The organism is Chryseobacterium flavum, from assembly GCF_003385595.1.
GTDB classification, from domain to species: Bacteria; Bacteroidota; Bacteroidia; order Flavobacteriales; family Weeksellaceae; genus Chryseobacterium; species Chryseobacterium flavum.
The window spans coordinates 17870-30299 of record NZ_QNUE01000002.1 but is presented as its reverse complement, the minus strand read 5'-3'; the positions used below and the strand labels follow the sequence as shown (position 1 = coordinate 30299).

The 12430-nt window shown below is 33.8% G+C and carries 13 protein-coding genes; 11 read left to right on the top strand and 2 right to left on the bottom strand.

Translation table 11 applies throughout. From position 1 onward, the window contains the following. Positions 1 to 39 precede the first annotated feature (39 nt). From smpB to DRF59_RS02185, 5 genes are all read left to right on the top strand, one after another. Positions 40 to 498, top strand: a complete 459-nt coding sequence (smpB, locus tag DRF59_RS02205; RefSeq protein ID WP_115956997.1) for an SsrA-binding protein SmpB — start codon at positions 40 to 42, stop codon at positions 496 to 498. A 77-nt stretch (positions 499 to 575) separates the two neighbouring features. Beyond that, on the top strand, positions 576 to 2078 hold the full coding sequence (locus tag DRF59_RS02200) for an OmpA family protein (RefSeq protein ID WP_115956682.1): 1503 nt from the start codon (positions 576 to 578) through the stop codon (positions 2076 to 2078). Positions 2079 to 2172: 94 nt separating this feature from the next. Further along, a complete protein-coding gene (locus DRF59_RS02195) occupies positions 2173 to 2913 on the top strand; it encodes a YebC/PmpR family DNA-binding transcriptional regulator (RefSeq protein WP_115956681.1) in 741 nt (246 codons plus the stop codon). 129 nt (positions 2914 to 3042) lie between these two features. Then, the gene (locus tag DRF59_RS02190; RefSeq protein ID WP_115956680.1) at positions 3043 to 3867 is read left to right on the top strand and encodes a UDP-2,3-diacylglucosamine diphosphatase; all 825 of its coding nucleotides are present in this window, start codon (positions 3043 to 3045) and stop codon (positions 3865 to 3867) included. Next, on the top strand, positions 3867 to 4838 hold the full coding sequence (locus tag DRF59_RS02185) for a glycosyltransferase family protein (protein ID WP_115956679.1): 972 nt from the start codon (positions 3867 to 3869) through the stop codon (positions 4836 to 4838). The genes DRF59_RS02190 and DRF59_RS02185 overlap by 1 nt, the downstream gene beginning before the upstream one ends. On the opposite strand, the gene DRF59_RS02180 is transcribed toward DRF59_RS02185, so the two are convergent. After that, positions 4827 to 5117: a GNAT family N-acetyltransferase gene (locus DRF59_RS02180; protein ID WP_115956678.1), complete on the bottom strand. Its 291-nt coding sequence runs from the start codon at positions 5115 to 5117 to the stop codon at positions 4827 to 4829. The two genes, DRF59_RS02185 and DRF59_RS02180, sit on opposite strands and share 12 nt — an antisense overlap. Positions 5118 to 5228: 111 nt before the next feature. Beyond that, a complete protein-coding gene (locus tag DRF59_RS02175) occupies positions 5229 to 5978 on the bottom strand; it encodes an RDD family protein (RefSeq protein ID WP_115956677.1) in 750 nt (249 codons plus the stop codon). Between the two features lie 28 nt (positions 5979 to 6006). On the opposite strand from DRF59_RS02175, the gene DRF59_RS02170 reads away from it, so the two are divergent. The 6 genes from DRF59_RS02170 to DRF59_RS02145 are packed head-to-tail and all read left to right on the top strand — an operon-like array spanning position 6007 to position 12358. Beyond that, positions 6007 to 6990, top strand: a complete 984-nt coding sequence (locus tag DRF59_RS02170; protein WP_115956676.1) for a stage II sporulation protein M — start codon at positions 6007 to 6009, stop codon at positions 6988 to 6990. Beyond that, complete coding sequence (locus tag DRF59_RS02165; protein ID WP_115956675.1) at positions 6974 to 7936, top strand: DUF4013 domain-containing protein; 963 nt, start codon at positions 6974 to 6976, stop codon at positions 7934 to 7936. The genes DRF59_RS02170 and DRF59_RS02165 overlap by 17 nt, the downstream gene beginning before the upstream one ends. After that, positions 7929 to 8717: a DUF4129 domain-containing protein gene (locus DRF59_RS02160; RefSeq protein WP_115956674.1), complete on the top strand. Its 789-nt coding sequence runs from the start codon at positions 7929 to 7931 to the stop codon at positions 8715 to 8717. Before DRF59_RS02165 ends, DRF59_RS02160 begins: the two co-directional genes overlap by 8 nt. A 13-nt stretch (positions 8718 to 8730) precedes the next feature. Further along, the gene (locus DRF59_RS02155) at positions 8731 to 9891 is read left to right on the top strand and encodes a hypothetical protein (protein ID WP_115956673.1); all 1161 of its coding nucleotides are present in this window, start codon (positions 8731 to 8733) and stop codon (positions 9889 to 9891) included. A 53-nt stretch (positions 9892 to 9944) separates the two neighbouring features. Beyond that, a complete protein-coding gene (locus tag DRF59_RS02150) occupies positions 9945 to 10976 on the top strand; it encodes an AAA family ATPase (protein WP_241505461.1) in 1032 nt (343 codons plus the stop codon). A gap of 59 nt (positions 10977 to 11035) precedes the next feature. Further along, complete coding sequence (locus DRF59_RS02145; protein WP_115956672.1) at positions 11036 to 12358, top strand: DUF58 domain-containing protein; 1323 nt, start codon at positions 11036 to 11038, stop codon at positions 12356 to 12358. The last annotated feature ends 72 nt before the right edge of the window (positions 12359 to 12430 follow it).

Below are 12430 nucleotides of genomic sequence, written 5' to 3'. Positions count from 1 at the left end.
TGGTATTTTTTATATATTTCATTAACGAAATTTAAAATGATGAAGATTGAAAAAACAGTTAATATATTAAATAGGAGAGCCCGTTTTGAGTATGAAATTCTTGAAGAGTATGAAGCAGGAATGGTTTTAACGGGGACAGAAATAAAATCTTTGCGTTCTTCTAAAGCATCTATAGCAGAATCCTTCTGTCAGTTTATTGATGGGGAATTATATATCATTAATATGATGATTGATGAGTATAAATTAGGTACTTTTTACAATCATAAAACAAAAAGGGAACGGAAATTGCTGTTGCACAAAAAAGAATTGCAGAAACTTGAAAAAAAGTTAAAGGATGCAGGGAATACAATTATTCCACTAAAGTTATATATCACTGATAAGGGTAAAGCAAAGGTCTTAATAGCGCTTGGAAGGGGGAAAAAACTCTTTGATAAAAGAGACGCTATAAAAGATAGAGAAAATAAGCGGAACCTGGACAGAATATTAAAGAAAAGTTAAAAATCATTTGAAAAACTTTGTGTATAAAGAAAAATTATATTTATTTTGCATTATCAATTATTTAATCATTTAATTCTATGAAAAATCTAAAATTAGGAATTTCAGCATTGGCGCTTACTGTTGCCTCTACTGTTTTCGCACAGACTACCAACAATCCGTGGTTGATCGGAGTTGGTGCTCATGCTGAAAACCACGTAGCAGCAAGAAGTACTTTCGGTAATACGTTCTCTGCTAAAAATTTAACGAAGAGTATGTTCAATATGAACAACTTCTCTATTACACCTCCATTATCTAAGTTAACAGTTGCTAGAAACGTTGGAAAAGGTTTAGTTATTGACTGGCAAACTTCTGTTGGAAATGTTGAAAATAAAAGATTCAACATGGGGAAAGAATTTTTCCTAATGACAGGTCTAGGTTTCCAGGCTCACGGAGCTGGTCTTTTATGGAACGAAGAATCTTGGTTTGATCCATATTTAAGAGTTGGTGCTAACTACTTAAGACATGACTATACTGCACTTTCTTTCCCAAGAACAAGTGTAGATGCTAACGGTAACCCAATTGAAACTGTTTCAAACGGAAAAGATGGAAACGAGAATGGTAAAGCAAACCACTTTACTGTAGCTACAGGTGCTGGTGCTAACTTCTGGGTAACTAAGAACTTCGGTCTTGGAATCCAGGGTGATTATGTATCAACTCCAGGTGATAAATCTACTGTTGCTAACTTCTGGCAAGCTTCTGCATCTATCTTATTCAGATTCGGAAACAGAGATAGAGATAAAGATGGTATCCTAGATAAAGATGACCTTTGTCCAGATACTCCAGGTTTACCAGAATTCCAGGGATGTCCTGATACAGACGGTGACGGAGTTCCAGATAAAGACGATCAATGTCCAGATGTAGCTGGTCCAGTTGAAAACAACGGTTGTCCTTGGCCAGATACAGACGGTGACGGTGTAATCGACAAAGATGATGCTTGTCCTACTGTAGCAGGTCCTGCTGAAAACAATGGTTGTCCTTGGCCAGATACAGATAATGACGGTATCTTAGACAAAGATGATGCTTGTCCTACTGTTCCAGGTCTTCCAGAATACAACGGATGTCCTAAACCAAAAGAAGTAACAGCTATTGATGTTGAGAAGAATCTTAAGAGTGTATACTTTGATTTCAACAAAGCTACAATCAGATCTGAATCTAAAGGAGCTTTAGATACTGCTTCTGAAATCATTAAGAAAGATGGAGGTAGATTCCTATTAGTTGGAGAGACTGACAAAAAAGGAAGTGATGCTTACAACTTGAAATTATCTAAAGAAAGAGCTGCTGCTGTAGTTGCTGCTCTAGATGCGAGAGGTGTAGATACTAACGTATTAAAATCAATCGGTATAGGAGAGCAAAATGCTAAAGTTGCTGAGTCTGCATCTGATGCTGAAAGACAAGCTGATAGAAAAGTAACTGTTAGATACATTGGTGATGACAGTGAATGGAACAAATATCAAAAATCTGATATTACTCCAGCAAAAAAAGCTACTAAAAAAGGAGGTAAGAAAGCTCCTGCTAAAAAAGTAGTTAAAAAAAGAAAATAATTAATTTTTCTAAATAATGAATACCTCCAATTTTTTGGAGGTATTTTTTTTTTGTTGACTTTTAATTAATTTTGTTGAAAATTTAAAAAATAAAATGGGAAGAGCATTTGAATATAGAAAAGCTTCTAAAATGGCCAGATGGGATAAAATGGCCAAAACATTCTCTAAAATTGGTAAAGACATCGCATTAGCTGTAAAGGCTGGTGGTCCGGATCCGGAATCTAATCCGGCTCTAAGAAGATGTATCCAGAATGCGAAAGGGGCAAACATGCCTAAAGATAATGTAGAAAGAGCAATTAAAAAGGCCAGTGGAGCAGATGCTGAGAATTATGAAGAAGTTACTTACGAAGGATATGGGCAGGGAGGTGTTGCCTTTTTTGTAGAATGTACCACAAATAATACTACAAGAACCGTAGCCAATGTAAGAGCCGTTTTCAATAAATTTGACGGTAATCTCGGGAAAAATGGCGAGCTTGCATTTATCTTTGATAGAAAAGGAATTTTTACTATTGATTTAGCTCAGATAAAAATGGATTGGGACGATTTCGAAATGGAAATGATTGATGGTGGTGCAGAAGATGTAGAAAAAGATGAAGAAGAAGTAATGATTACAACAGCTTTTGAGGATTTCGGGTCGCTGTCTCATAAATTGGATGAATTAGGTATTGAAGCTAAAAGTGCGGAACTGCAAAGAATTCCGAACAATACAAAAGAGGTAACTGAAGAACAGTTCAAGGCAAACATGAAAATGCTTGAACGTTTTGAGGAAGATGATGATGTTCAGAATGTTTATCACAATATGGAAATTACAGAAGAGTTAATGAACTCTTTATAAAAAATAATATAGCATTCATATATAGTTAATTTTCAATTAGTTTCTTTGTATAAAATTATGAAACGCTGTCTGTTTTTATAAATATTGAGGCGTTCCATACGGCCAAATAAAAAGCTGTAAAATATACGGATGAAAAGAAACGTTGAATTAGTTGTTATATCGGATGTTCATTTGGGAACTTATGGATGTAAGGCTAAAGAGCTATTGAGATACCTTAATTCTATCCAGCCTAAAACGTTGGTTTTGAATGGTGATATTATTGATATCTGGCAGTTCAAAAAGTCTTACTTCCCTAAACCTCATTTGAAGGTAATCAGAAAGATCCTTTCATTCGCTACCAAAAACACAGATGTTTACTACATTACAGGCAATCATGATGAAATGTTTAGAAAGTTTACCGATTTTGAATTAGGAAAACTTAAAGTCTGTAATAAAATCTGCTTAACTATCGATCAAAAGAAAACCTGGATATTTCATGGTGATGTTTTCGATGCCTCCGTACAACATTCTAAATGGATTGCAAAACTTGGAGGAAAGGGATATGACCTTCTGATTATTATCAATAATATTGTAAATTGGTTTTTGGAAAAAATGGGTAAAGAAAAATATTCATTTTCAAAAAAAATCAAAAACAATGTGAAAAAAGCAGTGAAATATATCGGAGATTTCGAACTGACAGCTTCTGAATTAGCAATAGACAATCATTATGATTATGTGGTTTGCGGGCATATTCACCAACCGCAGATTCGTAAGGTAATCAATAAGAAGGGTGAATGTACTTATCTGAATTCAGGAGATTGGATTGAAAATTTATCTGCTCTGGAATATGATAATAAAGAATGGACTATCTTTTATTATGATGAACATAAACATCTGCTGAAAGATGATGAAATGGAAGAAATTCAGGAAATGGACAATTCTGCACTTCTGAAAATTGTAACTAATTTTACTTAATGAAGATTTTATATGCTTTTCAGGGTACAGGAAACGGGCATATTGCGAGGGCACAGGAAATTATTCCTTTACTTAAAAAATATGCTGAAGTTGATACATTAATCAGCGGCCATCAGTCGCAATTAAAGGCTGATTTTGACATTAATTTTCAATACAGGGGTATTTCCCTTCTTTATAACAAAACAGGAGGTTTATCCTATCGGAAAACATTTACTGAAAATAAGTTTCTGGATGCCATAAAAACAATAAGAGAGATGGACCTTTCAGGATATGATCTTATTATTAATGATTATGAACCTTTAACGGGCTGGGCCTCTAAACTAAAACAGCTTCCACTAATAGAATTGAGCCATCAGGCATCAATGAGTTTTCCTGAAACTCCCAAACCCGAAAAAAGAGACTTTTTGGGAGAAATGATTCTAAAGTATTATGTGCCTGGTGACAGAAAAATTGGGTTTCATTTTGAGAATTATCATCCACAAATCAAGAAACCGGTCATAAGGAAAAAAATCAGAAACTTAAATCCATACAAAAAAGGATATTATCTTGTTTATCTTCCCAGCTTTGCAGATGAGAATCTTATTAAGATATTAAGAAAAGTTCCGGTAGAATGGAAGGTCTTTTCAAAATATACTAAAGTACAGGTAAAAGTAAAAAACGTTGAAGTATTTCCTATTGATGAAAGCCAGTATCTCAAATATTTTGAGGGGTGTGAAGGAATTTTATGCAATGCAGGATTTGAGACCCCGGCTGAAGCATTGTTCATGGATAAAAAATTATTTGTCATCCCTATTCATAACCAGTATGAACAGGAATGCAATGCTTGCGCCTTAGATAAAATGGGGATCCGGAATTCTAAAGTATTACGGTTGCAGGAAATCATGGAGTGGGTGACTTCTGAACATCATTTAAAAGTAGATTATCCGGATGACATCGAAGAGATTCTGGTAAAGGATGTTTTAATGCTTTAAAAAAATATCATCCACATCATTCATACGCATCATTACTGATCTGGCATAGGAACAGTGGGGGTATACTTTCCAGTCATTTTCTCTTGCAAATCTGATAGCTTCTTCAACTAAAAATTTTCCCACACCTCTGCCTTCAAATTCAGGATGTACCAAAACAAAAGAAATAATCAGTTTCTGATCTTCAGGGAAAACAGTGTAGGTAAGTCTTCCAACTTCTTTAATTTCGTTGTTAAGCGTAAGAACTCCCCCATTCCCGGATTTATTGTTTTCAAATTTCATAATTCAATACTTTACAGCTAAAGATACAAAATTTCGCCGGTCTCTTAAAAGGAATAGTAATAATTCCAATTTCTTTTGTGACACCTTTGTAGAATAGTCTGGCTATGATTCCTAATTATCCTTTCCGGTATAATAGTTATAATCTTTGATGATAATATTAATAAACTGTCTCTCGGTCATTTTGGTAGAGTCAATTTCCAGTTTTAGAATATTTTTAATCTTATCAGAAAGCTTAGTAATGATCTGACGGTCATCAATCTTCAGAGCCTTGGTGTAATTATCTTTTATAATTCTCATATCATTATCACTTAATGCAATCACCTGCGGAAAAGACGGGATATAATCTTCATGAATATTTTCCAGAATTGTATGCGAAATATTGATATTGTTTTTTAAAGAAATCACAGCTGTTCCCGAAGCTATATCTCCCAGCCGTTGATTGTTCCTGGAAACAATCATTGAAATGAGTCCTACAACTCCGGCAAAAGAGATATCAACCAATCTGAACACCCAGCGTATCAGATAATCTCCAAAGCCTGCCTGATAACCATCTATTTTTACAACTTTAATTTTCATGATTTTTTTACCGGGCGTCTGTCCTTCCATTAAGCTTTCCAGAACCAAAGGGTAAATTTGGGCAGGAAAGGTAAGGACAATATAAATTGCCATGATAGACCATTGATCTAACCCACTAAGTAGATATCCCAAATCGAAAATATTAAAAAACAGATAAAATACAATAACAACAAAAGCAACCTTTATCAGAAGGTCAATAATAAATGCAAGCATTCTTTCTCCTACGCTTGCCGTATTGAAGCTGATATTTACATTTTGTGAGGTATTTATCGCAATTTGAGACATAATTTTTATTATTTTAGCCTTTACAATTATGAGAGAAGTTTATTTCATTAAACAAAATAAAGAAAAATGGTTGGGAATTGAACAGGTTATTCAAGGGAAAATTAAAAAAAATCCTGATGACCTGTCTTCGTTGTATATTAACCTGATCAATGATCTTTCTTTTGCCCAGACCTATTACCCAAAAAGTAATACTACAATATATTTAAACCACTTATCTTCTCAGATTTTTCAGAAAATCTATAAAACAAAAAGAGTTGAAGAAAACAGATTGGTTTATTTCTTCCGGACGGAAGTTCCGTTACTGGTATATCAGTACAGAAGATATCTTATGTATGCGTTTGCTTTTTTTATTTTATTTACTTCTATAGGGGTAATTTCTGCAATTTATGATAAAGATTTTGTTAACATTATTCTTGGTGAAAACTATGTAAATGAAACAATAGAAAATATTAAAAACAATAATGCTGTGGGAGTTTACCAAAGCGGGTCAACATGGGGAAGTACAATAGGAATTATTTTCAATAATATCCAGGTAGGTGCAAAATTATATATTTATGGTATTGCAGGAGGAGTGGGAACCTTATTTGCTCTCCTTTCAAACAGTGTCATGCTTGGATCTTTTCAATATTTTTTCTATGATTATGGAGCATTAAAGGATAGTGCGAGAGGAATATGGCTTCATGGGGTGTTTGAGATTTTTGCAATGGTAATAGAGGCTATGTGCGGACTTATTCTGGGAGCTTCTATTCTGTTTCCTGGAACTTTTTCAAGGTTCAGCTCCTTTAAAAAAGGTTTTAAGGACTCTTTTAAAATATTTTTAAGTACAATACCTTTCACGGTTTGCGCCGGAATAATAGAAGGTTATATTACAAGACATGCTTTAAAAATGCCCCTGTTCCTTAACCTGATAATCATTATCGGCTCACTGGTAATTATTGGATTTTACTATTGTATTTATCCATCTATGATCAACAAAAAAATTAATAACCAAATCAATGATACAATTTTATAAAAAAAGAGATTTTGGAACTTTTATCAGCGACAGTTTTAATTTCTTTAAATTATATGGGAAAAATTATTTTAAGAACTATCTTCTGATCAACGGATTGTTGTTGATTTTAATGGTAGTTGTTGTTATCTTTGGCTATAAAGAACTGTTTTCCCAGCTTTTCGGTTCTAATTTGGGAGGTGAGACCTATTATTTCGAACAGTATTTTTCGGATAATGCAGGAATGCTGATCGCTGTAGGAATTATTACATTTCTGCTCTTTATGATTCTGGCTATTGTTAATTATCTTTATCCGGTTTTTTATCTTAAAAGAATAGCTCAGGGCACAGAAAAAATAAAGACTGATGAAATTCTTGGTGATTTTAAAAACAATGTAGGGAAAATAGCTAAGTTATGTCTCGGAATGATGTTTATTGTTGCTCCCTTAGCTCTGTTTGTTGTAGCCTTTTCCTATATTCTTGTGATTGTAATTATCGGCTTTTTCCTGATATTACTTATTTATCCTACCATATTCAATGTCATTACATTTTTGATGTATGATTATTTTAATTCAGGCAGAGGATTTTTTGAAAGTTTAAGTTACTCCATACGCTCGCAATTCTCCTATCCCAACGGAAGTGAAAAATCTCCATATTGGAAATACTGGGCATCAGCTTTTGTAATGTTTATTATCATATCCATTGCAACTTCTGTTTTTACCTATATTCCGCTGATATTTTTTTATGGGTCTATACTTACTTCCAGTCCTAATGGAAATTTTGAACAAAACCCTTTTACAGGAGTAGCGGGAATTATTTTCTTTGTGTTTTATGGTATTTCAATGCTTCTTTCATTTTTCCTTTCCAATCTGATGTATGTAAATGCAGGCTTTATGTATTATGACAGCAGAACAGACCTTCACCAGAAGGCTGAACTTGAAGAAATAGAAACTATTGGTATAAATGAATAAAATCGTTTTCTCCATATTATTTTTCTTATTTCTGGGATCGGTAAACGCTCAGGAAAATGACCCTTTGGATGATTATTTGGGTGACTCTCTCAGTACAGGACATTATCATAATATGCTTCGTGCAGATTCCGTATTGATGAGAAATCCTGTTTCTGAAAATGTGGTTTATCCTAAAGCTTTCAGGGAAAATATTCCATCGCGTTATAAAGGAAATGAGTTTGATTACTCTGTATCAAAACCTAGAGAGTCGTTCTGGCAGAAACTCATGAGAAAGGTTGAACAGGTCCTTCAAAGTATTTTTGGGAAAACTGTTTTTACCAATTCCGGGAAATTTACAACTGTTTTAATCCGTTTATTTGCTATAATTCTTGTAGGATTCCTGCTGTATTTTGTTATTAAGTATATCTTTGGAAAGGACGGTAACTTTATTTTTGGCAAAAAAAATAAAAAAATAAATCTTAATGAAGAAGAGCTTCATGAAAATATTCATGAAATAAACTTTCCGGAAACGATTACCCGGTTTGAACTGCAGGGAGATTATCGTTCAGCAGTTCGCTATCAATTCCTGTTTATCCTTAAAAAATTAAGTGATAAAAAATTAATTAACTGGAACCTCGAAAAGACAAATAAAGATTATACAGCAGAATTAAAAGCCTCTCAGTTAAAGAACGATTTTTCTGATCTTGCTTATATTTTCGATTATGTCTGGTACGGAGAATTTGATATCGAAGAACAAGACTATCAGAAATTCAAAAATCAGTATCAGGGATTTAAACCATAATTAAAGACTAACCATGAATAAAACTTTCAAAATATATGCTGTGATTTTCATCGTTGTGATGATTATGCTGGCGTTGCTTGAAGTTAATAAAAAAGAAACAACTGACTGGCGTAAAAATTTTGATATTAATGAGAAGTCTCCTTTTGGCCTGTTTGTGTTTAATAATGAAGCAGAGGGTCTGTTTAAAAAGGTTCTGAAAAAAGAAGACAGGACTCCTTATGAATATTACAGTCTGTATAAAAAGAAGCCTCATAATATAGTTGTTATTGAAAATGAACTTGATGCAGAATCCTGGAAAAAAATACTTGATCAGGTATCCAATGGCTCTGATGCCATGTTAATAATAAACAGGAATGTTCCCAAAGAAATATCAGATAGTATAGGATATTATGATTCTGATATATCGTTTGAGGAAGAAAATGTATTGAAGCTTACGGATAAAAAATATCAGAATGACTTTGTTAAATTGGATAAGTTCCCGTCAGGCCGCGGATTTTCATTTATAAAGCCTAAAGTTCAAATATTAGGTAAAACAGTGGAAAAAAAGAATACAGACCAGGCTAACTTTATTAAAATTAAATTTGGGATGGGAAATATTTATGTTCATTGTGAGCCTCTTTTCTTAACCAATTATTATCTTCTCAAGCCCGGAAATATTAAGTATACACAGAATGTATTTTCTTATCTTCCTGACAGGGAAACAATTTGGTTCGTGCCTGACGGCAGTAAATCCTCCCGTTTTTTTATGAGGTTTATATTGTCAAATCCAGCCCTAAAATATGCATGGTGGATATTTCTGGGAGGACTTATTTTATTTATCTTTTTTAATGCTAAAAGAAAACAAAGAGTGGTGCCTATTGCCGAACCGTTGCGCAACACTTCTATGGATTTTGTGAAAAGTATAGGCAACCTGTATCTTCAGGAAGGTGATTTTCATGATATGATGGCTAAAAAAGCACAATATTTCCTTAATAAAGTAAGGATGGATTTATTAATAGATACTCAGAATCTGGATTCAGAATTTGCTAAGAAGCTACATCTGAAAACAGGTAAACCGGCAGAAATAATTGAGGAAGCAATAATACTGATTAAAAAAGCACAGGATCCCTATGCCAGTGTATTAAAAGAAGATCTGATAAGAATGAATAAGCTGCTTGATGAAATACTTAAATAAACAATGTAAAGAAAATATTTGTTATATTGATACATTGGTAAATTAAATTTATTATGGAAAACCTTGATAACCAAAATACAGAAAACCAGAGCCCTATAAATCTGAATAAAAATGAAGAACAGTTTCAATCCAGAATAGATATGATTGAACTGCGCGCAAGTCTGGATAAAGTTAAAAATGAAATAGGAAAAGTAATTGTGGGACAGGAAAGTATGATAGAACATCTTCTTGCTGCATTATTATCTAATGGTCACGTTCTTATTGAAGGCGTTCCCGGAGTTGCCAAAACGATTACAGCAAAACTGCTGGCCAAAACAATTGATGTAGGATTTAGCAGGATTCAGTTTACCCCGGATCTTATGCCTTCTGATATTTTAGGAACATCAGTTTTCAATGTTAAAACTTCAGAATTTGAGTTTAAAAAAGGGCCTGTTTTTTCCAGTTTTATACTCATTGATGAAATTAACAGATCTCCGGCAAAAACACAGGCTGCTTTGTTTGAAGTAATGGAAGAAAGGCAGATTACAATGGATGGCATACGCTATACTATGGAAGAACCTTTTCTGGTGGTTGCAACACAAAATCCAATTGAACATGAAGGCACTTACAGGTTACCTGAAGCACAGCTTGACCGTTTTCTATTTAAAATCAATGTAGGATATCCAAACCTTGATCAGGAGATAGCAATCATCAGAAACCAGCATGAAAGTAAGAAAGAAGATAAAACAGATGGGGTAAACAAAGTGATTACTGCTGAACAGTTAAAAAATTATCAACATTTGGTAAAAGATATTATTGTAGAGTCTCAACTGATGGAATATATCGCTAAAATTATCATCAATACCAGAGAAAATCAATTCTTATACCTGGGCGCTTCGCCAAGAGCTTCCTTAGCCCTTCTTACTGCATCAAAGGCTTTTGCCGCCATGAGAGGACGGGATTTTGTGACTCCGGAAGATATTAAAGAAGCAAGCTATGCTGTTTTAAGACACAGGGTGATTGTGTCTCCGGAAAGAGAAATGGAAGGGCTTACTGCAGATGAGATTATACGACAGATTTTAGAAGGAATAGAGATCCCGAGATAGGTGAAGAATAAGATAATGAAATTTTCCTTAAAATATAGCTCCTGTCCGCAAAGCGACCAATGAAAAACCTATACATCAATATACGATTCTTTTTTATGCTCATCGGAGTGGGGATACTGTATGTGCTCGCATTTTTCTTTCCGGTTCTGATGTGGGCTGCCCATATTGTACTGGTAATATGTTTTCTTGCAGTAATGGTGGATTACTTACTGCTCTTTAATCAGAAAGAAGCAATTCAGGCACAAAGGATTTTGCCGGAAAAGTTGTCCAATGGTGATGAAAATTTTGTAAAAATTGATATAAAAAATAATTACAGTTTTAAGATTGTCACTAAAATTATAGATGAGATTCCATTTCAGTTTCAAAAAAGAGACTTTTTAATTGAAAAACATATCAGCTCCGGAAACAACACTTTTTTTAAATACACTTTAGAGCCCAAGGAAAGAGGAGAATATCATTTCGGAAGTCTCAATATTTACGTTTCCTCGCCGCTGGGATTGGTTTCAAAAAGATTTAGTTTCCAGAAAGATGCTGTGTTACCATCTTATCCTTCTTTTATCCACCTTCGGAAATATGAGCTGATGGCCCTACAGAGTGAATTTTTACTGGGAGGCATTAAAAAAGTCAGAAAACTGGGACATACGATGGAGTTTGAAAAAATTAAAGATTATGTTCCGGGAGATGATATCAGAACAATTAACTGGAAAGCGACGTCCAAAGCAAACCGGCTAATGGTTAATCAGTTCCAGGATGAGAAATCACAACGTATCTTTATACTTATTGATAAAGGAAGGACAATGAAAATGCCTTTCAATGGATTAAGTCTGTTGGATTACTCCATCAATGCGGCTATGGCACTGTCTCATATTATTTTAAGGAAAGGTGACAGAGCAGGAATGATGACCTTTTCAAAAAAAACAGAAAATAAAGTTGCTGCAGATCATAAATCAGGACAGCTGAAAAAGATTTCTGAGGCCCTTTATAATATTAAAACAGATTTTTTTGAAAGTGATTTTAACCGCTTATATCAGGATGTTAAGTACTCTATTAATCAGAGAAGCCTGATCCTGCTTTTTACTAACTTCGAAACATTGGATGGATTAAGCCGTCAGTTAAAATATTTGCGGGGAATTGCCAAAAACCATTTATTGGTGGTAGTATTTTTCAAAAATTCTGAACTGCAAACACTGATCAATAAGAATCCGGAAAATATGCAGGAAGTATATGATGAAATCATAGCTGAAAAATTTGAATTTGAGAAAAAGCTTATTATTCAGGAGCTTCGTAAATATGGGATTTATACAGTATATACACTTCCTGAAAATCTGAATATTGATGTTATCAATAAATATTTGGAGATAAAAGCGAGAGGAATTTTATAAATTTGCATAAGCAATAAGCAATAAGCAATAAGCAATAAGCAATAAGCAATAAGCAATAAGCAATAAGCAATA

Coding starts and splice junctions, on each gene's coding strand:
- smpB (WP_115956997.1), top strand. CDS start 40: ATGAAGATTGAAAAAACAGTTAATATATTAAATAGGAGAGCCCGTTTT.
- DRF59_RS02200 (WP_115956682.1), top strand. CDS start 576: ATGAAAAATCTAAAATTAGGAATTTCAGCATTGGCGCTTACTGTTGCC.
- DRF59_RS02195 (WP_115956681.1), top strand. CDS start 2,173: ATGGGAAGAGCATTTGAATATAGAAAAGCTTCTAAAATGGCCAGATGG.
- DRF59_RS02190 (WP_115956680.1), top strand. CDS start 3,043: ATGAAAAGAAACGTTGAATTAGTTGTTATATCGGATGTTCATTTGGGA.
- DRF59_RS02185 (WP_115956679.1), top strand. CDS start 3,867: ATGAAGATTTTATATGCTTTTCAGGGTACAGGAAACGGGCATATTGCG.
- DRF59_RS02180 (WP_115956678.1), bottom strand. CDS start 5,117: ATGAAATTTGAAAACAATAAATCCGGGAATGGGGGAGTTCTTACGCTT.
- DRF59_RS02175 (WP_115956677.1), bottom strand. CDS start 5,978: ATGTCTCAAATTGCGATAAATACCTCACAAAATGTAAATATCAGCTTC.
- DRF59_RS02170 (WP_115956676.1), top strand. CDS start 6,007: ATGAGAGAAGTTTATTTCATTAAACAAAATAAAGAAAAATGGTTGGGA.
- DRF59_RS02165 (WP_115956675.1), top strand. CDS start 6,974: ATGATACAATTTTATAAAAAAAGAGATTTTGGAACTTTTATCAGCGAC.
- DRF59_RS02160 (WP_115956674.1), top strand. CDS start 7,929: ATGAATAAAATCGTTTTCTCCATATTATTTTTCTTATTTCTGGGATCG.
- DRF59_RS02155 (WP_115956673.1), top strand. CDS start 8,731: ATGAATAAAACTTTCAAAATATATGCTGTGATTTTCATCGTTGTGATG.
- DRF59_RS02150 (WP_241505461.1), top strand. CDS start 9,945: ATGGAAAACCTTGATAACCAAAATACAGAAAACCAGAGCCCTATAAAT.
- DRF59_RS02145 (WP_115956672.1), top strand. CDS start 11,036: ATGAAAAACCTATACATCAATATACGATTCTTTTTTATGCTCATCGGA.